Source organism: Nonomuraea spiralis (assembly GCF_014648435.1).
GTDB lineage: Bacteria > Actinomycetota > Actinomycetes > Streptosporangiales > Streptosporangiaceae > Nonomuraea > Nonomuraea spiralis.
The window spans coordinates 12,416-33,262 of record NZ_BMRC01000038.1 but is presented as its reverse complement, the minus strand read 5'-3'; the positions used below and the strand labels follow the sequence as shown (position 1 = coordinate 33,262).

18 protein-coding genes are annotated in these 20,847 nt (G+C 71.3%); 8 read left to right on the top strand and 10 right to left on the bottom strand.

Annotated features, from left to right (window positions below):
* Nucleotides 1-61: 61 nt before the first annotated feature.
* Genes IEZ27_RS47410 through IEZ27_RS47405 form a run of 3 tightly spaced genes read left to right on the top strand, consistent with a single transcriptional unit; the run spans nucleotide 62 to nucleotide 2,476 of the window.
* On the top strand, nucleotides 62-1,240 hold the full coding sequence (locus IEZ27_RS47410; protein ID WP_189653255.1) for an FAD-dependent oxidoreductase: 1,179 nt from the start codon (nucleotides 62-64) through the stop codon (nucleotides 1,238-1,240).
* Nucleotides 1,241-1,289: 49 nt separating this feature from the next.
* Nucleotides 1,290-2,102, top strand: a complete 813-nt coding sequence (locus tag IEZ27_RS54570; RefSeq protein ID WP_229824996.1) for a HipA family kinase — start codon at nucleotides 1,290-1,292, stop codon at nucleotides 2,100-2,102.
* Entirely contained in the window at nucleotides 2,099-2,476 is a 378-nt protein-coding gene (locus IEZ27_RS47405) for a DUF3037 domain-containing protein (protein WP_229824995.1), read from the top strand. Before IEZ27_RS54570 ends, IEZ27_RS47405 begins: the two co-directional genes overlap by 4 nt.
* Nucleotides 2,477-2,519: 43 nt before the next feature.
* On the opposite strand, the gene IEZ27_RS47400 is transcribed toward IEZ27_RS47405, so the two are convergent.
* The 4 genes from IEZ27_RS47400 to dxr all read right to left on the bottom strand — a co-directional run bounded on the left by IEZ27_RS47400 (nucleotide 2,520) and on the right by dxr (nucleotide 7,509).
* Entirely contained in the window at nucleotides 2,520-3,362 is an 843-nt protein-coding gene (locus tag IEZ27_RS47400) for a GNAT family N-acetyltransferase (protein WP_125647406.1), read from the bottom strand.
* 36 nt (nucleotides 3,363-3,398) lie between these two features.
* A complete protein-coding gene (locus IEZ27_RS47395; RefSeq protein WP_229824994.1) occupies nucleotides 3,399-4,979 on the bottom strand; it encodes an alpha/beta hydrolase in 1,581 nt (526 codons plus the stop codon).
* Nucleotides 4,980-5,108: 129 nt separating this feature from the next.
* Nucleotides 5,109-6,278 (bottom strand): flavodoxin-dependent (E)-4-hydroxy-3-methylbut-2-enyl-diphosphate synthase, encoded by a 1,170-nt coding sequence (gene ispG, locus IEZ27_RS47390; RefSeq protein ID WP_189653252.1) that lies wholly within the window; start codon nucleotides 6,276-6,278, stop codon nucleotides 5,109-5,111.
* Nucleotides 6,279-6,318: 40 nt separating this feature from the next.
* Nucleotides 6,319-7,509 (bottom strand): 1-deoxy-D-xylulose-5-phosphate reductoisomerase, encoded by a 1,191-nt coding sequence (gene dxr, locus IEZ27_RS47385; protein ID WP_189653251.1) that lies wholly within the window; start codon nucleotides 7,507-7,509, stop codon nucleotides 6,319-6,321.
* Nucleotides 7,510-7,981: 472 nt separating this feature from the next.
* Between dxr and IEZ27_RS47380 the strand changes: the two genes are divergently transcribed.
* Both IEZ27_RS47380 and IEZ27_RS47375 read left to right on the top strand, forming a co-directional pair.
* Nucleotides 7,982-8,212 carry a hypothetical protein gene (locus IEZ27_RS47380; protein WP_229824993.1) on the top strand — a complete coding sequence of 77 codons (231 nt, stop codon included), beginning with the start codon at nucleotides 7,982-7,984 and terminating at the stop codon, nucleotides 8,210-8,212.
* 55 nt (nucleotides 8,213-8,267) lie between these two features.
* Complete coding sequence (locus tag IEZ27_RS47375; protein ID WP_189653250.1) at nucleotides 8,268-9,359, top strand: trypsin-like serine peptidase; 1,092 nt, start codon at nucleotides 8,268-8,270, stop codon at nucleotides 9,357-9,359.
* Between the two features lie 73 nt (nucleotides 9,360-9,432).
* Here IEZ27_RS47375 and IEZ27_RS47370 read toward each other — a convergent pair whose 3' ends face one another.
* Complete coding sequence (locus IEZ27_RS47370) at nucleotides 9,433-10,860, bottom strand: aldehyde dehydrogenase family protein (RefSeq protein ID WP_189653249.1); 1,428 nt, start codon at nucleotides 10,858-10,860, stop codon at nucleotides 9,433-9,435.
* A gap of 313 nt (nucleotides 10,861-11,173) precedes the next feature.
* Between IEZ27_RS47370 and IEZ27_RS47365 the strand changes: the two genes are divergently transcribed.
* Entirely contained in the window at nucleotides 11,174-11,821 is a 648-nt protein-coding gene (locus tag IEZ27_RS47365) for a TetR/AcrR family transcriptional regulator (RefSeq protein WP_125647346.1), read from the top strand.
* Between the two features lie 23 nt (nucleotides 11,822-11,844).
* Here IEZ27_RS47365 and IEZ27_RS47360 read toward each other — a convergent pair whose 3' ends face one another.
* Entirely contained in the window at nucleotides 11,845-13,473 is a 1,629-nt protein-coding gene (locus tag IEZ27_RS47360; RefSeq protein ID WP_407672953.1) for a PucR family transcriptional regulator, read from the bottom strand.
* A gap of 124 nt (nucleotides 13,474-13,597) precedes the next feature.
* Here IEZ27_RS47360 and gabT point away from each other — a divergent pair, with 124 nt between their 5' ends.
* Nucleotides 13,598-14,926, top strand: a complete 1,329-nt coding sequence (gene gabT / locus IEZ27_RS47355) for a 4-aminobutyrate--2-oxoglutarate transaminase (RefSeq protein ID WP_189653247.1) — start codon at nucleotides 13,598-13,600, stop codon at nucleotides 14,924-14,926.
* A gap of 210 nt (nucleotides 14,927-15,136) precedes the next feature.
* Nucleotides 15,137-15,337 carry a hypothetical protein gene (locus IEZ27_RS47350; RefSeq protein WP_189653246.1) on the top strand — a complete coding sequence of 67 codons (201 nt, stop codon included), beginning with the start codon at nucleotides 15,137-15,139 and terminating at the stop codon, nucleotides 15,335-15,337.
* 34 nt (nucleotides 15,338-15,371) lie between these two features.
* On the opposite strand, the gene IEZ27_RS47345 is transcribed toward IEZ27_RS47350, so the two are convergent.
* From IEZ27_RS47345 to IEZ27_RS47330, 4 genes are all read right to left on the bottom strand, one after another.
* Nucleotides 15,372-16,586 (bottom strand): saccharopine dehydrogenase family protein, encoded by a 1,215-nt coding sequence (locus IEZ27_RS47345; protein ID WP_189653245.1) that lies wholly within the window; start codon nucleotides 16,584-16,586, stop codon nucleotides 15,372-15,374.
* A gap of 181 nt (nucleotides 16,587-16,767) precedes the next feature.
* On the bottom strand, nucleotides 16,768-17,877 hold the full coding sequence (locus IEZ27_RS47340) for an extracellular solute-binding protein (protein WP_189653244.1): 1,110 nt from the start codon (nucleotides 17,875-17,877) through the stop codon (nucleotides 16,768-16,770).
* A gap of 84 nt (nucleotides 17,878-17,961) precedes the next feature.
* A complete protein-coding gene (locus tag IEZ27_RS47335) occupies nucleotides 17,962-19,455 on the bottom strand; it encodes a CoA-acylating methylmalonate-semialdehyde dehydrogenase (protein WP_189653243.1) in 1,494 nt (497 codons plus the stop codon).
* Complete coding sequence (locus IEZ27_RS47330) at nucleotides 19,452-20,732, bottom strand: aspartate aminotransferase family protein (protein ID WP_125649796.1); 1,281 nt, start codon at nucleotides 20,730-20,732, stop codon at nucleotides 19,452-19,454. The genes IEZ27_RS47335 and IEZ27_RS47330 overlap by 4 nt, the downstream gene beginning before the upstream one ends.
* Nucleotides 20,733-20,847 lie beyond the last annotated feature (115 nt).

Genomic DNA, 20,847 nt, shown 5'->3' with positions numbered 1-20,847 from the left:
CCCCCAGAATAGCTGGCAAAGGCATTTACTGTCGCGACAGCTATCACTTATCGTCGAACCCATGGACACTTCTGCTCACATCATCGTCGTGGGAGGCGGCATCGGCGGGTTATCCCTGGCCCAGGGCCTGCGCCAGGCCGGCTTCGAGGTCACCGTGTTCGAACGCGACCCCTCGCCCGGCCACCGCCCCCAGGGCTACCGCATCAGCCTCAAGGAGACCGGCGCGCGGGCGCTGCGGGCGTGCCTGCCCGCACACCTCCACGACCTGGCCGTGGCCACCTCCATCCGCCCGGCCACCCGCATGACCTTCATGGACACCCGCCTGGTCCCCAAATTCTCCAAGGACATCCCTCCGCAGCTCCCCGGCGTGGACGGCCTCGGCGTCAACAGGCTCACCCTGCGCGAGATCCTCCTGTCCGGCCTCGACGTACGCTTCGGCACCGAGTTCACCCGGTACGAACCGCTGCCCGGCGCGGCCGTCCGCGCCCGCTTCGCCGACGGCTCCACGACCGACGGCGACCTGCTGGCCGGCGCGGACGGCGTCGCCTCCCGCGTACGCGCCCAGCTCCTCCCCGAAGCCGTCGTGGACCGGCTCGACTGGGCCCTGTACGGCCGGACCGACCTCACCCCCGCCCTGCTGGCCGCCACACCCCCGGACCTGGTCGACAGCTTCAACCGCGTCACCGCCGGCGACCACACCGCTCTGTCCGTCGCCACCTGCCGCCCCTTCACCCCCGTGGACGAGGCCGCCGCCCGCCACGCCCCCGGCCTGGAGCTGACCGACGTCCCCGGCTACTTCTCCTGGACGCTGACCGCCCCGGGCCCCCAGCCCGAGCACACCACGCCCGCCGACCTGCACCGGCTCGCCCTCGCCACGGTCGCCGGCTGGCACGAGGGTGTACGCCGGATCGTCGAGCAGGCCGACCCCGAGGCGACGTTCCTGGTCCGCACCCACTCGGCCAGACGCGTACGCCCCTGGGACGAGCCAGCGGTGACCCTGCTCGGCGACGCCGTCCACAGCATGAGCCCGGGACGCGGCGAGGGCGCGAACGTCGCGCTGCGCGACGCCCACACCCTGACCGCGCGCCTGGCCGCGGCCGCCGCCGAGGGCCGCCCGCTCGCCGAGGCGAAGTCGGCCTACGAACGCGCCATGCTCGACTACGCGTTCACCGCCGTCGAAGCCTCGTTGCGGCAGCCCTTCGCCCCCTTCGCCCGCCCCGGCCGTCCCCCGGCGGGCTGAACCGGGCCGGGGTTACGGAACGGGGTCGCGAGGACGATAGCCTCGTGCCGTGCTGGAAAAGATCGCAGCCACCCGATATGTGACCCCGCTGCGGGAGGGCGGGTCGCTGCCCGGAGTCGTCGAGGCCGATGACCTCGGCACGTACGTCGTGAAGTTCCGCGAGGCGGGCCAGGGCCGTCGTGTGCTCGTCGCGGAGATCATCGCCGCCGAGCTGGGCCGCCGGCTCGGGCTGCGCACCCCCGAGCTCAAGCTCATCGACCTCGACCCGCAGCTGGGCATCCGGGAGCCCGACGAGGAGGTCCAAGACCTGCTCAAGGCCAGCACCGGCCTCAACCTGGCGATCGACTTCCTGCCCGGCGCGCTCGGGTTCGACCCGCTCGGCTGGATCCCCGACCCGGTGTTCGCCTCCAGGGTGGTGTGGTTCGACGGCCTGATCCACAACGTCGACCGGAGCTGGCGCAACCCCAACCTCCTGGTCTGGCACCGCGACACCTGGCTCATCGACCACGGCGCGGCCCTGTGGTTCCACCACAACTGGCGCACGGCCGACCCGCAGCGCGTGTTCGACGCCGGCGACCACGTGCTCGCGCCGTTCGCGCCCGACGTGGAGGGCGCGGGCGACGACCTGGCCGGGCGGATCACCCGCGAGCTGCTCGACGAGGTGACGGCCCTGGTGCCGGACGAATGGCTCGACGACGAGCCGGGGTTCGACTCGGCGGGGGCCGTGCGCGAGGCTTACGCCGACCATCTGCTGCGGCGCGCGCACGGGCCGCGCGAGTGGCTGAAACGCGGCCCGGCGAAGGATCGCGGCACGTCCGGGCCCGGGTCGGTCGGCCAGTTCTGGCGGGGAGGCAGCCGGTGACCAGAGACGTCTACGAGTACGCGGTGATCCGCGTCATGCCCAAGGTCGAGCGCGGCGAGCTGATCAACGCCGGCGTGTTGCTCTACTGCCAGCCGCGCGACTACCTGTGTGCCCGCGTCCAGCTCGACCCCGCCCGCCTGCGCGCCCTCGACCCGGGTGCCGACGTCGACGGGGTGCGCAACGCGCTCAGCGCGTACGAGCTGGCCTGCGGCGACCGGCCGGGCCCTCTCGCCGCCGAGCCGCTGGGCGGCCGGTTCCGCTGGCTGACCGCGCCGCGCAGCACGATCGTCCAGACCGGCCCGGTGCACGCGGGGCTCACCGCCGACCCCGACACCGAGCTGGCCCGGCTCTTCGACAAGCTGGTACGCCTCTGACCGCACGCCCGCCGCCCGTCCGCGCGGGCGGGACGGCGCTCCGCTAGAACAACACGGACATGAAGGTGTCGACCTCGCGGAACCCCACCTTGCGGTAGACGGCCCGCGCCGAATGGTTGAAGTCGTTGACGTAGAGCGACACCACGGGGGCGAAGCAGCTCATCGCCGCCTCCACGACCGCCGCCATGCCCGCCACCGCGTGGCCCTTGCCGCGCAGCTCGGGGGCCACCCACACACCCTGGATCTGGCAGGCCTGTGGCGTGACCGCCCCGACCTCCGCCTTGAACACCACCCGGCCGTCGTCGATGCGCGCGTAGGAGCGGCCGATGCGGATCAGCTCGGCCACCCGGGTGCGGTAGAGCGCGCCTCCGTCGCCGAGATTGGGCGAGACGCCCACCTCCTCGGTGAACATCGCCACGCACGCCGGCAACACGATCTCGAACTCCTCCGGCCGCACCCGACGCACCAGCGGATCGGCCGGTACGGGCGGCTTGGCGGAGGTCGCCATGACCGGCTGCGCCCACCGGATGGCGCGCGCCCTGCCCCAGTGCGGCTCCAGCCGCTCCCACAGCAGGGACACCGCCTCGACCGGCCCCACGATGGACGAGCACCTGCGCCCCTGCTTGCGCGCACGGTCCGCGAAGGCGTGCACGGCCTCGGGGCCGGCGTTGACCGGCACCATGTTGGCTCCGGCGTAACAGAGCGACACGAGCCCGCCGCGCGGCCCGAACCCCCACATCTGCCCGCCGAGACGCGCCGGGTTGAGTCCGACGGCCCGCACCCGGGAGGAGACGAAGACGTTGGCGACCGGATCGCAGTCAAGCAGGGCGAGAACTTCGTCCCGGTCGCTGTCGTCGAGCACGCGCGACGCCGATGTACGCAGCATCACATGGTCAGACTACGCGAACGACCCCCGATTAGCTCAACGGGTGAGCACGTCGGTGAGCCGATCGTGACCCGGCACGCCTCCTGACGCCATGTGGGCGGCCGGACTCGGGTCCGGAAGGGCCGCGCAGGACACGGTCCGCGCCGGAAGCGTGCCGTCGGCCAGGTACGCCGCGAGGTAGCCGTCCACGCACCGGTTGCCGGCCAGCGACACGCCGTGGTTGCCGCCCTCGTCGATCACCATGCCCGCCCGCGGGAATCTCCGGTGCATGGCCAGCGCCCCCCGCAACGGCGTCGCCGCGTCGTCGCGCGACTGCAACATCAGGACCGGCGGCAACTTCGGCGAGGCGTGCACCGCGACCGGCGTCCCGCCCCTCACCCTCCAGAACGCGCAGGGCGCGTTGAACCAGGCGTTCGGCCAGGTCAGGAACGGCGCCCGGCGGTGCAGCGCGGTCATGTCGGTCCGCCACCTGGTCCAGTCGCGCGGCCAGGCCGCGTCGCGGCACTGCACGCCGAGGTAGACGGCGTAGCCGTTCTCGTCGTCGGCGTCGTTCTTGCCGCGCCGGTTGTAGGAGTCGACCAGCGGCTTCACGTCGCCCTTGCGGACGTAGGCGGACCAGGCCCGCGCGAACTCCGGCCACACCCGGTCGGTGTACCCGGCCAGGGTGAAGGTGTCGTCGAGCTCGCTCGGCCCGACCACGCCGCCGGCCGCGCGGGTGCGCAGGCGGTCGCGCATGGCGTAGTAGGCGAACGAGGTCTGCTTCAGCGTGCCGCCCAGCCGGTAGACGTCGTTGTGGCGGGCCGTCCAGGCCAGGAAGGCGCGGTGGCGGCGTTCGAAGGCGACGTCCTGGCCCAGGTTCGACCGGTACCAGACGCCTCCGGGGTCGACCGTGCTGTCCATGACGAGCCGTCTGACCCGCTGCGGGAACAGGGTCGCGTAGACGGCGCCGAGGTAGGTGCCGTACGAGTAGCCCAGGTAGCTGATCTTCTCCTCGCCCAGCGCCGCCCTGATGGTGTCCATGTCCCTGGCCGAGTTCTCGGTCGTCAGGTGGGGCAACATCCAGGCCCAGAAGTCACCGCAGCTTGCGGCGTACTCGTTCGCCCTGGCCAGGAGCCTGGTCTCGTCGGCCGCCGAGTGCGGCACCGCGTCCGGCCGCGGCGCGCGGTAGTAGGTGCCGGGGTCCACGCAGTGGAGGGACGGCTCGCTGCCGCCGACCCCGCGCGGGTCGAACCCGACGACGTCGTAGCGTTCACCCAGCCGGTTCGGCAACCCGTTCGAGACGAACTCGGTCAGGTCCCGGCCCGAGGCCCCCGGCCCGCCCGGATTGATCAGCAGCGTGCCGAGATGGTTGCCGTCCCTGGACACCTTGGCCTTGATGCGGTTGATCGCCAGCTTGATCGACTGCCCCCAGGGGTCGTGGTAGTCGAGCGGCACGCGTACGGTGGCGCACTCCAGGTTCGCCGGGAGCGTCTTGCCCTCCTTCGCCTGGCAGGGCCCCCAGTCCACCTCCTGCGCCCCCAGAGCCACGCCCCTGCCGGCCGACGCCACACCGTCCGCGCTGACCACCCCGGCGACCAGCACCGCGATGCCGACGGCAACACTGAATACCCGCTTCACCCAGCCCCTCCCCCATGTCATGGCCCTGCGATGCTCCCGCGAGCAACCGGGTCATGACTCTGGGTATGGGGAAACACTTGCCACTTTGTAATGGGCCCATTGCTACGGGTGACCGGGCCGTCGGGGCACTCAGCCCACGGTCACCTGCGGGCCGGAGACGTCGTCGTCGTCGAGGTCGACCTCGACGCCCATCTCGTCGGCCAGCCGCAGCGCCTCCTCGATCAGCGTCTCGACGATCTGCGACTCGGGCACGGTCTTGATGACCTCGCCCTTGACGAAGATCTGGCCCTTGCCGTTGCCGGACGCGACGCCGAGGTCGGCCTCCCGGGCCTCACCGGGGCCGTTGACCACGCAGCCCATGACGGCCACCCGCAGCGGGACCTTGAGCCCCTCCAGGCCCGCCTGGACCTGCTCGGCCAGCGTGTAGACGTCTACCTGGGCCCGGCCGCACGACGGGCAGGAGACGATCTCCAGCCCCCGCTCGCGCAACCCCAGTGACTCCAGGATCTGGGCGCCGACCTTGACCTCCTCGACCGGAGGCGCGGACAGCGAGACGCGGATGGTGTCGCCGATGCCCTCGGCCAGCAGCGCGCCGAACGCCACGGCCGACTTGACCGTGCCCTGGAAGGCGGGGCCGGCCTCGGTGACGCCGAGGTGGAGCGGGTAGTCGCACTTGGCGGCGAGCAGCCGGTAGGCGTTGATCATCACGACCGGGTCGTTGTGCTTGACCGAGATCTTGATGTCCCTGAACCCGTGCTCCTCGAACAGTGAGCACTCCCACAGCGCGGACTCCACCAGCGCCTCGGGCGTGGCCTTGCCGTACTTCTGGAGCAGGCGGGGGTCGAGCGAGCCGGCGTTGACGCCGATCCTGATCGGCACGCCATGGTCGGCGGCCGCCCTGGCGATCTCGCCCACCTTGTCGTCGAACTTCTTGATGTTGCCGGGGTTGACGCGGACCGCCGCGCAGCCTGCCTCGATGGCCGCGAACACGTACTTCGGCTGGAAGTGGATGTCGGCGATGACCGGGATCTGCGACTTCTTCGCGATGATCGGCAGCGCGTCCGCGTCGTCCTGCGACGGGACGGCCACGCGCACGATCTGGCAGCCGGACGCGGTCAGCTCGGCGATCTGCTGCAACGTCGCGTTGATGTCGGCGGTGACCGTCGTCGTCATCGACTGGACGGAGACGGGCGCGTCGCCGCCCACGGGAACGCTGCCGACCATGATCTGGCGGGAGTGCCGGCGTTCGGCGAGCGGCTTGGGGCGGACCGTCGGGATGCCAAGTGCTACAGAAGACATTTCTACCCTTAGGTGTGACGACGCTACCCAGTCTAGGTAGCTAGAAGGACTGCCCGGCTGTGAGTTCGGCCGCACGTGCCCGGGCCCAGGCGTCGGCGGCCAGCACCTCCTCCACGCTGGAGGCCGGGGTGACGCGGTGCTCCTCGACGACCTTGGCGACGGTGTCGACGATCGCGGGGAAGCGCAGGCCGCCCCTGCTGAACGCCTCGACGCAGGTCTCGTTGGCGGCGTTGTAGACGGCGGGCGCGGTGCCGCCCTCGGCGCCGACGTGCCTGGCCAGCGCGACGGCCGGGAAGGCGGTGTCGTCGAGCGGCTCGAAGGTCCAGGTGTGGGCCTTGGTCCAGTCGACGGGCCTGGCCGCGCCCGGCACGCGGGCCGGGTGGGCCAGCGCGAGCGCGATCGGCAGGCGCATGTCGGGCGGGCTGGCCTGGGCGATGGTGGAGCCGTCGACGTACTCGACCATGGAGTGGATCACGGACTGCGGGTGGACCACCACCTCGATACGGTCGAAGCCGAGGTCGAACAGCAGGTGGGCCTCGATGACCTCAAGCCCCTTGTTGACCAGGGTGGCGGAGTTGATGGTGATGACGGGGCCCATGGACCAGGTGGGGTGGGCCAGCGCCATCTCGGGCGTGACGTCGGCCATCTCCTCGCGCTTCATGCCCCTGAACGGGCCGCCGCTGGCGGTGATCACGAGCTGCCGGACGCCGGACGGGTCGTAACCGCCGGGGCCGGCGGCCCACAGGCACTGTTGCAGCGCCGAGTGCTCGGAGTCGACCGGGAGGATCTGGCCCGGCCTGGCCAGCCGCTTGACCAGCGGCCCGCCGATGATCAGGGACTCCTTGTTGGCCAGCGCGAGTGCGCGGCCCGCCTCCAGCGCGACCAGCGTCGAGGTCAGGCCCAGGGCGCCGGTGATGGCGTTGAGCACGGTGTCGCACTGCCAGGCCGCGACCTCGGCGACGCCCTCGTGGCCGCCCAGCACGACGGGGGACGCCCCGCGCGCGGCCAGCGCCTCCTTCAGCGCCGGGACGGCGGCGGCGTCGGCCACCGCGACGACCTCCACGTCGAACGCGGCCGCCTGCGCGGCCAGCACGTCGACCCGGCCGCCCCCGGCCGCGAGCCCGGCGACCTTGAACCCGCCAGGGTTGGCGGCGATGACGTCGAGGGCCTGAGTGCCGACCGAGCCGGTGGAGCCGAGCACGACGACGGAGCGGAGGGTCTTTGCATGCACCCGTCCATTGTCCCCGCTGCCGGGGGCTGCCGGGCACGTGAGGGGCCCAAGAGCCCGATCTCGCTTCTTATGTGACGCGAGATAATGCAAGCCATTTATGCCTGAATATCGCTATATCGGAATGCGCATTTCTTGAGAAATCCCGATAATCGTGCGGCTACCTTCCAACCCCGGATCCGGTTTCGGGAGGTTACGTAATGCACCGCAGATTTGCCCTGCTCCCCCTCCTCGCCCTGGCCGCCGGGGGCCTCGCCCCGCTCCCCGACCCCGCGGCGCAGCGGCCGAACCCGGCGAACCCGTCGCTGGCACCCCATGGCAGGCCCCGCCCACGGGCGGCCGGAGCGGCGGACGGCAGTCCCGGGCGGCCGCGAGCTCCGGCGCCCCCTGGAACGGCGGCGGCGCCGTCGTACGGACCACCGGCCGTGTCTTCTTCACCTATCAGGGGCGCGGCGCCTCGTGCTCGGGCTCGGCGGTGACCAGCGCGAACAAGAGCGTGGTGCTGACCGCCGGCCACTGCGTCAAGATGGGCGGCGCGAGCGGCGGCGCCTGGATGCCGAACCTCAACGAGTCGACCGGTCTCGGCACGCAGAATTCCGTCAACAGTTTCACATACAACTTCGCCCTCAACTGGATGTTCGGCCCATATTTCGGAAACGAAGCCCAGGCCGTCTACCAAGCCGCGCAAAACACCAACGCAGTCTGATCAATTTACGGAAAGTAGCCACAAGAACACATCTCGTGGTGCACACTCGGGGGCCATGACTCTGAGCAACCCCCTGCTCGCGGCCGCTCCGCTGATCGCGGGGTTGATGGGACCGACGATCCTCGGCGCGGTCCCAGGCCAGCAGCAGGTTGATCGTCCCGCCGCCGTGCAGCACTCCGCGGCCCGGGAGGCCTTGGTGGTCGAGCACGAGGCCGCCCGCGGCGACGCCGAGCAGCGGCGCGTGCTCGGCTACTGGACCCCGCAGCGCATGGCGGCGGCCCTTCCCATCGGCCTGCTCGACACCGTGACCGACGGCCGCGGCCTGCTCGACCCCGTCACCGGCGACCTGCTCAGCGGCATGACCCGGCACGGCGGCGTACAGGCGAGGCCGGACGTGTCCGGTGGCCACACCGAGATCAACCTGGGCCGCCGGCATCAGGCGTCGTCCAGGCCGCAGGCCAGCACGATCGGCTCGCGCTGGAGCACCGGCGGGGCCGTGACCAGGACCACCGGCCGGGTGTTCCTGACGCTGGCGGGCGCCGACTTCGTCTGCTCGGCCAGCACGGTCAGCAGCGCCAGCAAGGACCTCGTCGTCACCGCCGGCCACTGCGTCAAGGACGGCCAGGGCGAATGGGCCGAGAACTGGACGTTCGTCCCCGGCTACGGCAGGGGCGGCGAGCAGCCCTACGGCCAGTACGCGGCCCGCCGCATGTTCGTCGCCGCGCCCTGGTCGCGTTCCGCCGACGACAACCACGACGTGGGCATGGTCGCCCTGACCACCTCGGGCGGCCGGCACGTCGCCGACGTGGTGGGCACCCAGGACATCGCCTTCAACGCCCGGCGCGGCGGCCAGACCTACGGCTTCGGCTACCCGGCCGACCCGCCCTACGACGGCGACCGGCTGGTCTACTGCGCGGGGCGGCTGCGCGACGATCCGTACAAGCAGACGCACGACCAGGGGCTCGGCTGCGCCATGACGGCCGGGTCGAGCGGCGGCCCCTGGATGTCCGACTTCGACCCGATGACCGGACGCGGCACGATCACGTCGCTGAGCAGCTTCAAGTACAGCGACGACCAGCACACCATGTACGGCCCGTACTTCGGCGAGGCCGCCAAGGCGGTCTACGCGACCGCCGAACGCGCCTGAGACCGGCGCCCGGCGGCCCGCCACGGCGTTTCACGGAACCCCCGTGCCCTCCTGGCCCGGGGGTTCCCGGGTTTCAGAGCGACAGGCCGGTCAGCACCATGACCTTCTCGTAGGTCAGGTCCTCCATGGCCGAGTGCACACCCTCGCGGCCGATGCCGGAGTCCTTCACCCCGCCGTACGGCATCTGGTCGGCCCGGTACGACGGCACGTCACCGATGATCACGCCGCCGACCTCCAGCTCCCGGTTGGCCCGGAACGCGGCGTCGAGGGAACGGGTGAACACGCCGGCCTGAAGGCCGTACTTGGAGTCGTTCACCATCGCGTACGCCTCGTCGATCGAGGCGGCCGGCTGGAGGATCATGACCGGGCCGAAGACCTCTTCGCAGGCCACCTTGGCGTCGTGCGGGACGTCGGCCAGCACCGTCGGCGCGACCGTGGCGCCCTCGCGGGTGCCCCCGGCCAGGACGCGGGCGCCGCCGGCGACCGCCTCCTTGACCCACTGCTCGACGCGCTCGGCGGCGGCCTCCGACACCAGCGGCCCCACCTGCGTCTTCTCGTCGGCGGGGTCACCCGTCACGAGCCCGGCCACGGCCGGCAGCAGCCGCTCGACGAACGCGTCGTAGACCGGCTGCTCGACGATCACCCGCTGGACGGCGATGCAGCTCTGACCGGCCTGGTAGTTGGAGAACAGGGCGACGCGCTGCGCGGCCCAGTCGAGGTCGGCGTCGGCGAGCACGACGGCCGCCGCGTTGCCGCCCAGCTCCAAGGTCACGTGCTTGCGCGGCACCTGGTCGGCGATGGAGTAGCCGACGGGCGCGGAGCCGGTGAAGGAGACCACGGGCAGGCGGGGGTCGTCCACGAGGGCGGCGGCGCGCTCGTTCTGGACGGGCAGCACCGAGAACATGCCCGCGGGCAGGTCGGTCTCGGCCAGGATCTCGCCGAGGACCAGCGAGGACAGCGGCGTGGCGGGGGCGGGCTTGACGATGATCGGGGCGCCGACGGCGATGGCGGGCGCGACCTTGTGGGCGACCAGGTTCAGCGGGAAGTTGAACGGGGTGATCGCCAGCACCGGCCCCTTGGGCACGCGGGAGACGTAGGCGAGGCGGCCCGCGGCGGCCGGCTCGGTGTCGAGCCGCTGCGCCTGGCCCGACCAGCGGCGGGCCTCCTCGGCGGCGAAGCGGAACGTGGAGACGGCCCGGTTGACCTCGCCGCGGGCCCAGAAGATCGGCTTGCCGTTCTCGGCGGTGATCAGGTGGGCGATCTCGTCGGCCCGCTCGGCCAGCCGGCGCGAGACGTGGGCCAGGGCCTCGGCACGTACGTGCACGGGCAGCGCGGCGGCCTCGCGCGAGACCGCGTGCGCGGCCGCGACGGCCTCCTCGACCTGGGCATCGGTCGGTACGGAGTACCGGCCGACCGCACGACCGTCATGGGGATTGGTCACGGTGAGATCGGTTTCGCCGGTGGCGGGCCGGCCGGCAAGCCAGAAGGTACGCACGTCCATACCCACGACGTTATGCCAAGCGGGAGACCGGGGATTTACACCACGGTGCACAAGACTCCCATGAGCGCTCACCGTTAAGTACAAGCTCTGGTGTATACCCATGATGTAACGGAAGTAGACCCAATTCGGGATGTTTACCATGCGGAGTGGTTTGAGCGATCTCCGCCATGGCTAAGTCATCGGGTGCGGGTCTCCAGCGCGGTGGGCCCCCGACTCAGAAAGGCGTGGGCCCCGTGACCGAACAGCGTGAGGTCACAAGGACGCTGAGCTCCTTGGTCGCTGGGGAGAGCTCCTTGGTCGCTGGGGAGGTCGCATGACCTCGACGCCGCTGGGTCTTCAGGGCGCCTACCTGCTCGGCGAACGCGCCACTCACGACGAACTCCGCTCCCGCCTGCTCGACGTGGCCGTCAACCTGCTCCGGAGCGAGGGGCCCGACAGCCTGACCATGCGCCGGATCGCGGCCGAGGCCGGCTGCACCACGACGGTCATCTACACGATGTTCGGCAACCGGGAGGGCCTGGCCGAGGCGTTGTACCTGGAGGGTTTCGAGCGTTTCCGCCGGTTTCTGGAGGCGGTCCCGCAGCGGCGCAACCCCCTGGAGTACCTGACCGCGCTCGGCCCCGCCTACCGCCAGGCGTGCCTGACCGAGCCGGGTTACTACAGCCTGATGTTCGAACGGGCCATCCCCGGCTTCGAGCCCAGCGAACGGGCCAGGACCCTCGCCCGCGCCGCGCTGAACATCCTCGACCGGGTGATCGCCGACTGCATCTCGGCCGGTTACCTCGTGCCGACCCAGCCGCGCAAGATCGCCGACGCGCTGTGGGCCGCCGCGCAGGGCGCGATCAGCCTCGAACGGGCCGGCCACCTGCGGGACGATCGCACGTACGAGGCGGTCACGCTGGCCACGATCTGCTGCTACCTGGTGGACAAGGACAGCCTGCCGTCCGCTCCCGGCCGCTGACCGTACCCGGGCCGGCGCCCGGGTCAGCGGCGGGCCGCCTCCAGGGCGAGCCAGAGTTCGGCGCGCACGCCCGGGTCGTCGAGGTCGCGGCCGAGGAGTTCGGCGACGCGGCGCATGCGGTAGCGCAGGGTGTGCCGGTGGATGCCGAGGCGCTGGGCGGCGGCGTCCCAGTGGCCGTTGCTGTCGAGGTAGGCGCGCAACGACTCGATGAGGTCGGCGCGGGAGCCGTAGGCGGTCAGGGGGGCCAGCAGCGCGCCGGAGAACGCGCGCAGGGCGTCGGCGTCCAGCAGTTCGAGCAGGCCCTGTCCGGCCAGGTCGGCGAAGCGCACCGGGCCGCCGTCGCTGCGGGCCAGCGCGCGGCGGGCCTGGTCGAGCCCGGAGCGCAGGCCGTCGTACCGGCAGGGTGAGCTGAGACCGACCGCCCCCTCCACCTCCCGCGCCACCTTCTCCGCCTGCGCCTCTGCCACCAGACAGACAACCACCGGCCCACCCTCGCCTTGGCCAGCACCCTGGTCGCCGTTGTCGAGCAGCGCCGTGAAGCCGTGGGGTTCCAGGGTCTCCAGCGCTCCCGCGCCCGCCGCCAGGACCACCAGCGGCTCGCCGGGCAGCCGGGCGCCGAGCGGCCCGACCACCGTGCGCGCCTGCTCCACGGCCCCGCCGAGCAGCAGCTCAAGGACGGCCGAACGCAGCAGCCGCCCGGCCTCCCGCTGGGCCCTGCCCTGCTCCATGGCGAGCGTGAGCAGCGAGCCGGCGGCGTTGATCACCGTGTGGGTCACCGGCGAGAAGGGCCTGCGGGCGCCGACCGCGAAGAAGCCGCGCGGCCGGGGACCGCCGCCGAGCGGCTGGATCACGATGTGCTCACCGGGCCCGGACAACGAGAGGCTGGCCGGCATGCGCTCCCCCGCCTGCGCACCCCCACGGGCCCGCTCCCCCGCCTGCACAGCCCCGCGAGCCCGCTCCCCCGCCTGCGCACCCCCGCGAGCCCGTTCCCCGGGCTGGGCACCGGCCTGCGGACGCTCACCGTCGCCGGCCGCCTCGGGCTGAGGCCGCCCGGGACCACCGGGACCCTCAGGACCACCGGGACCACCGCGGCCGCCGGAGCGCAGGCGGCGCAGTTCGGCCGCCACCACCGGCACGTCCGCGCCCCGGGTGGCATGGCGGACCTCGCCCGTCTCGTCGAGCAGGGCGGCCCAGCCGTCGATCTCCTTGGCCACCCGGTCGATGACCGCGTGCATGCCCTCCGGCCGCAGCGCCGCCCGCGTGAGCCGTCCCTGCGCGGCGAAGGCCCGGGTGATCTCGTCGTACTGCTCGGCCGCCAGCAACTCGCTGACCACCTTGCCGATCGCGATGAACGGCGTCTCGCGCGGCACCTCGAACAGCGGCAGCCCGGCCGCGTCGGCAGCCCGGACCAGGGCGTCGGGCACGTGCTCGTGGGAGAGCCCGACGCCGAAGCCGAGCCCGGCCACCCCACGGCCCACCAGCCGGGCGACATATCCAGTCAGGTCGCCTTCGAGGCGGATGCCCGTCGTCAGCAGCAGCTCCGCCCCCTCCAGGAACGGGGTCGGGTCCTCCAGCTCGCTGACCGCCACCCAGCGCACCGCCACGTCGAGCGCGTCGGGGGCCGCCGCGCCGGCCAGCGGACGCAAACCCATCCGTCGCACCACGGTGCGCAGCGAAGGTGCCATACGAGTTTGTCCATTCCGGCAAAGGCGAGCACCCCCAGTGTGCCATATCGACGTATCGGCGCAGGTGGGAGGCCGACGTAGCGTCGAGCACATGAGCATTCCCCAGGAGCGGCGCCTCGTGACCGCGATCCCAGGCCCCAAGTCGCAGGAGCTGCTGGCCCGCAAGCAGGCCGCCGTCCCGTCCGGCATCGGCACCACGCTGCCGGTTTTCGTCACCCGCGCCGGCGGCGGCATCGTGCAGGACGCCGACGGGAACTCTCTGATCGACTTCGGCTCCGGCATCGCCGTGACCAACGTGGGCAACTCCGCGCCGAAGGTCGTCGAGCGCGTCCAGAAGCAGGTGGCCGACTTCACGCACACCTGTTTCATGGTCACCCCGTACGAGTCGTACGTGCAGGTCTGCGAGAAGCTCAACGAGCTGACCCCCGGCGACCACGAGAAGCGTACGTTCCTGGTGAACTCGGGCGCCGAGGCCGTCGAGAACGCGGTTAAGGTCGCCCGCAGCGCCACCAGCAGGCAGGCCGTCGTGGTGTTCGACCACGGCTACCACGGCCGCACGCTGCTCTCGATGACCATGACCGCCAAGAACATGCCGTACAAGCAGGGCTTCGGCCCGTACGCGCCCGAGGTGTACCGGGTGCCGCTGGCCTACCCGTTCCGCTGGCCGACGGGCGCGGAGAACTGCGCGGAGGAGGCCGCCGCGCAGGCCATCGACCAGATCAACAAGCAGGTCGGCGCCGAGAACGTGGCCGCCGTGGTGATCGAGCCGATCGCCGGCGAGGGCGGCTTCATCGTCCCGGCGCGGGGTTTCCTGCCGAGGATCGCCGAGTTCTGCCGGGCGAACGGCATCGTGTTCGTGGCCGACGAGGTCCAGACCGGGTTCGCGCGCACCGGTGACCTGTTCGCCTGCGAGGACGAGGGCGTCGTGCCCGACATCATCTGCACCGCCAAGGGCATCGCGGGCGGCCTGCCGCTGGCCGCCGTGACCGGCCGCGCCGACCTGATGGACATGGTGCACGTCGGCGGCCTGGGCGGCACGTACGGCGGCAACCCGCTGGCCTGCGAGGCCGCGCTCGGCGTCCTGGAGACGATCGAGTCGGAGGACCTGGTCGCCAAGGCCCGCCGCATCGGCGAGATCATGCTCCCCCGCCTCCGGGCGCTCCAGGAGCGGTTCCCGGTGATCGGCGACGTGCGCGGGCGCGGCGCGATGATCGCGATCGAGCTGGTCGAGCCCGGGACGAAGAACCCCGACCCGGCCGCCGTCCAGGAGATCGTCAAGCGATGCCACGCCGAGGGCCTGGTGGTCCTGACCGCCGGCACGTACGGCAACGTGCTGCGTTTCCTGCCCCCGCTCGTCATGCCCGAGCACCTGCTTGAGGAGGGCCTGGGGATCTTGGAGAAGGCCATCTCCGCTCTGTAGCAAAGACCGAAAAATCGGGCATCCAGCTTGCGGCTGGATGCCCGATTTTGTGTGTGTAACAGATGTCACTCGGGTAGAGAATTCACCCTGGCTTGACGCTCAGCTAGACGATCACGGCCTCGGTCAGGGTTATAACGGATCCGGACATGCGGAGGGGCGATGGCAGCTGGGAGCGTGATGAACTGGGGTCCCACCAGAACGGCACGGAGTATGTTGACGTTCGACCCTGAGGGCCTGAGCCTGGCCCAGCGCGACGGCGACGCCTGCGTGGTCTGTCACAAGCGGTGGCCGCGGCCCCGGGTCCGCGTCGGCAAGCTGCCCGACAACTCCTCCGTGCTCGCCTGCACCGAATGCGCCGAGGCGCTCCTGCCCGCTCCCATGGCGACCGTGGTGGCCTTCCCGAGCCGCTAGCCGCGGCCCCCGGCCGTCAGCCGATGCCCGGCCGTCAGGCCGCCGCCGCGGCCTCGCGCAGGCCCCACGGCGAGCCGTACTCGCGCAGCAGGTCGAGGAACGGCACCGCGTCGAACGCCTCGGGGCCGAGCACGCCCTCGCCCTTCCACACCCCGGTCGCGACCAGCTCCAGCGCGACGACCGGGTGGATCGCCGTCTGCCACACGACGGCCTGGGAGCCGTACTCCCGCATCGACCACTCGTTGTCCACCACGTGGTACAGGTACACCTCGCGCGGCGAGCCGTCCTTGCCGGTGCCCTTGACCCACGTGCCCGCGCAGGTCTTGCCGCGCATGCGGGCGCCCAGCGTCGCCGGGTCGGGCAGGCTCGCGGCCACCATGTCGCGCGGCGCCACCTCCGCGCCGCCCACCCTGATCTTGTCGGCGCTGTCGAGGCCCAGCTTGCGCAGCGTCTTGAGCACGCCGATGAACTCCTCGCCGAGCCCGTACTTGAACGTCACCCGCCGGGCCGGGATCCACCTCGGGACCAGCAGCACCTCCTCGTGCTCGACGTTCACGCACTCCACGGGCCCGATGCCGTCGGGGAAGTCGAACACCTCCGGCTCGCTGAACGGCTCGGTGGTGCGCCACTGGCCGTCCTCCCAGACGACGGGCGGGTTCAGGCACTCCTCGATCGTGGTCCAGATGGAGAACGTGGGCGCGAAGTCGTAGCCGTCCACCACGAGGTTGGCGCCGTCCCGGATGCCGATCTCGTCGATCTCCTCGAACAGGTGGTCGGCGGCGTAGCGGGCGAACACGTCGGCGAGCCCCGGCTCGACGCCCATCCCGACCAGCGCGAGCCGGCCCGCGCCGCGCCACTCGCCGTCGCGCTCGAACTGCCGGTCGCCGAGCTTCACCCCGGGCTTGCGGTACGGCTCGCGCGGATGCGGCTTGGACAACGACATCGCCATGTCCAGGTAGTGGGCCCCGGCCTCCAGCGCGGCCTCGAACAGCGGCATGGTGAAGCGCGGGTCGACCGCGTTGAACAACACGTCACAGCGGTGCTCCCGGAGCGCCGCGGCGACCTGGTCCCGGTCGGAGGCGTCGAGCTGGATGGCGGTGAACCGCGGGTCGTCCACGGCGGCGACCGCGCGGGCCGCCCGGCTCTGTTGGGAGTCGGCCACCACGATGTGTTCAAAGAAATGTCGGCGGGCGGCGATGGGGACAACGGCGGAGCCGACGCCTCCGGCGCCGACGAGCATGATTCTCATGAAGAGACCATACTCACTGACTGGTCATTCAGTCGAATTTTTGGGCCGAGAACATGCAGGAAGAAGCTCCGGAGAACAGCGAGACGCCCCGGGACGGGGGGAAGGCCCGGGGCGTCTCGGCAGGCGCACCCGGGGGAAGAGCGCGCCCGCGATGGGGTCAAGCGGGGGGCTGCGATCTCACCTATCCGGCAAGCGCGTCCCACTGTTTGGCCCAGACGGCGTAATCAGTGCATTCCCCGTCCTCGCCGCGGCAATCCCCCGGCGGGCGGACGGCGAAGGCGACGCGGGCCAGCCGCTTGGCGTCGCCGACCCCGTAGACGTCGCAGATCGACTTGCCCCGGCCCTTGCACGCCTTGTCGTTGGCCGGGGCGAGGCCCACCCAGGAGGCGGCGTCACGCTGGGCGTCGGCCGAGGTCATCCAGGTCAGCCAGCGGTAGGCGCAGGTGGTGTCGGGCAGGTTGGCGCCGAGCATCCAGGAGTCGAGCCAGCCGGTGGTCTTCTTGGCGGCAACCGCCTTGACCGGTTTCCCGGCCTTCTCCAGCAGCAGGCGATAGTACGGTGTGGCCTGCGCGTAATCCAGCGACCCGGTGGCGAAGCCCTTGACCAGGTCGATCGGCTTCTTCCAGTAGGTGCGGTCCTTGTGCTGCCCGAGCAGCGCCACGGCCCGGTCGAACTGCGCCCGGCTCAGCTCGTACGGGTCCTTGACCGTGTTGTCGGTCAGCGCGGCGTCGGCGATCGTCATCGGGCTGTCGCGCAACGCGACCCGGTCGGAGGCGAACGCCCGATCCAGGCTCGCGCCCTTGACCTTGGCCGCGTCGTAGACGAACTCGTGGTAACCCCACAAATACGGCACTCCGTAGACCTTGCCGGACACCTCACCCATCTCGCGGAAGCGCTCGTCGAGGTCGTCGTAGCCGGCCACCTTGGCCGGGTCGACCGGCTGCACCTGCTTACGCGCGATCAGGTCGCCGGCCAGCACCGGGCCGGCCGAGATCACGTCGTAGGGGCGCTCGCCGACCTTGGCGGCCATCTCCTCGGCGGTGCGCACGGTGTCGAGCCGGGCGATGCGGCAGCCGGTCTCCTTCTCGAAGGAGCCGACCCAGTTGGCCTTGGGGCTGACGCCGCCGTACTCGGCGTAGCCGCGGTAGGTGAGGATCTGCAGCGTGCCGTCGCTCTGGGTGGCCGTGGGCGTGGGGGACGGCGTCGCCTTGGGGGTCGGGGACGTCGCGCCCGTGCCGGTGACCAGCGCCGCCACGGCCAGCGCCATGGCGGATGTGCGACGGCGTTTCACGATGTCCCCCCTTGTCCGGTGTGCTGGAGCTTACCGGGGACGGGACCGGGAGGGACGCCGGTCCCTCCCGGCCGTGAGGACGAGTTACCCGTTCGTGGGGAAGCCGAGGTTCACGCCGCCGTGCGAGGGATCCAGCCAGCGCGAGGTCACCACCTTCCCCCGCGTGTAGAAGTGCACGCCCTCACTGCCGTGCACATGCGTGTCGCCGAACAACGACGACTTCCACCCGCCGAAGCTGTAGAACGCCATCGGCACCGGGATCGGCACGTTGATCCCGACCATCCCGACCTCCACCTCGTGCTGGAAACGCCGCGCGGCGCCCCCGTCGTTGGTGAAGATGGCCGTGCCGTTGCCGTACACGCCCTCGTTGATCACCCGCAGGCCCTCCTCGTAGGAGGACACCCGCACCACCGACAACACCGGGCCGAAGATCTCCTCGGTGTGCGTCCGCGATCCCACCGGCACGTGGTCCAGCACCGTCGGCCCCAGCCAGAACCCCGAGCCCCGGCCGCCGAGCACCGCCGTCTCCCGGCCGTCCACCACCAGCTTGGCGCCCTCCTCGACACCGAGGTCGAGGTAGGAGGCGACCTTGTCGCGGTGGGCCTGGGTGACCAGCGGTCCCATCTCCGAGCGGGGATCGTCGCCGGGACCGACCACGAGCCGTTCCACCCGCTCGACGATCTTGCGTACCAGCTCGTCCCCGACCGGGTCCACCGCCAGCACCACCGAGATCGCCATGCACCGCTCACCCGCCGACCCGAACCCGGCCGACACCGCGGCGTCGGCCACCAGGTCCAGATCCGCGTCCGGCAGCACCAGCATGTGGTTCTTCGCCCCGCCCAGCGCCTGCACCCGCTTGCCGTGCGCGGCGCCGGTCTCGTACACGTACCGCGCGATCGGCGTCGACCCCACGAACGAGACCGCGGCCACGTCCGGATGCTCCAGCAGCCGGTCCACGGCCACCTTGTCGCCCTGCACGACGCTGAACACGCCGTCCGGCAACCCCGCCTCCTGCCACAGCCGGGCCATCAGCAGGGACGCCGACGGGTCCCGCTCCGAAGGCTTCAGCACGAACGCGTTCCCGCACGCGATCGCCACCGGGAACATCCACATCGGCACCATCGCCGGGAAGTTGAACGGCGTGATCCCCGCCACCACCCCGAGCGGCTGCCGCATCGAGTACGAGTCCACCCGTGAGGAGACCCCTTCGGAGAACCCGCCCTTGAGCAGATGCGGGATCCCGCACGCGAACTCCACCACCTCCAGCCCGCGCGCCACCTCCCCCAGCGCGTCGGCGTGCACCTTGCCGTGCTCGGCCGAGATCAGCGCGGCCAGCTCGTCCCGATGGGCGTCCATCAGCTCACGGAAACGGAACAGCACCTGCGCCCGCTTGACCAGCGAGGCGTCGCGCCAGGCCGGGAACGCCGCCGCCGCGGCCGCCACCGCCGCGTCCACGTCGGCCGCCGACGCCAGCGCGACGTGCCCGCTGACCTCGCCGGTGGCCGGGTTGAAGATCTCCGCGGTCCGGCCACCCCCGTCCGTCAGGGCGCCGTTGATCCAATGCTTGACCGACTTCACTGAGCTGCTGCCTCTGCGTTGATGACTTCGAGTGCGTTGACGATGATGCCGAGTCCCTCGGTGGCCTCCTCGACCGTGAGGGTGAGGGGCGGGGCCATGCGGATGGCGGTGCCGTACAGGCCGCCCTTGCCCGCGAGCAGGCCCGCCTTCTTGGTCTCCTCCATGAAGCGGACGGCCTGGGCCGGGCTCTCCAGCTCTACGGCGAACATCAGGCCCTTGCCGCGTACGTCCTTGACGATGGGCAGGCGCTCGGCCGCCTTCCTGAGGCCGCCGATGATGATGTCGCCGGTCCGCGCCGCGTTGGCCTGGAGGTCGTGGTCGAGCACGTAGTCGAGGGTGGCGTTCGCGGCGGCCATGGAGATGGGGTTGCCGCCGAACGTGGACAGGCCCACGGCGTGCGGGCCGTCCATCAGGTCGCCGCGGGCCACGATGCCGCCGACCGCGAAGCCGTTGCCCAGGCCCTTGGCGAAGGTGATCATGTCGGGGGTGACGCCGTGGTTCTGGATGCCGAAGAACGCGCTGCCCGTACGGCCCCAGCCCGTCTGCACCTCGTCTGAGATGAGGTAGATGCCCTGCTCGTCCAAGACCTCCTTGTACGCGGCGAACAGGCCGTCGGGGGCCATCGTGAACCCGCCCACGCCCTGGATCGGCTCGGCGATCAGCGCCGCCACGTCGTTGGAGACCGAGGTGGCCAGCACGTGGCGCAGGTCGTCCACGCACGCCTTGATGTAGTCGGCGTCGGACAGGCCCTTGAACTGGGTGAGGTGCCGGTCGGCGCCGTGCAGGAAGTGCACGTTGAGCGGGGACAGCGAGTTGTTCTTCCAGGCCCGGTTGGAGGTGACGCTGACCGCGCCGAAGCTGCGCCCGTGGTAGCTCTGGCGCATGGCGAGGACCTGGTCGGTCTTTCGGGCGTACGTCGCGAGGAGGAGGGCGGTCTCGTTGGCCTCCGTCCCGGAGTTGGTGAAGAACACCTTGGCGTCGGGGATGCCGGAGAGCCGCGCGATCTTCTCGGCCAGCTCGACCTGGCCGCGCAGCAGGTAGACGGTGCTGGTGTGGACCACGCCGGTCGAGAGCTGGCGCTCGACGGCGTCGCGCACCTCGGGCACGTCGTACCCGATCATGTTCGTCAGGATCCCGGCGAAGAAGTCGAGGTAACTCTTGCCGTCGGCGTCGATGACGCGGTTGCCCTTGCCGCTGACGATCTCGATGGGCTCGTTGTAGTTGAGGGCCAGCCAGTTGGGCATGACCGCCCGGTGGCGCGCGAGTAGCTCCGACATGGTACCGAGTATCCCGTTCTCCTGCTCATCCTCCCAGCGGCAGGCTGTCGGAACACGGTCAAATCACCTTACAAGCTGTAAGTCCTCCCCCTAGGGGATCTCCCGTGCGCCTGGC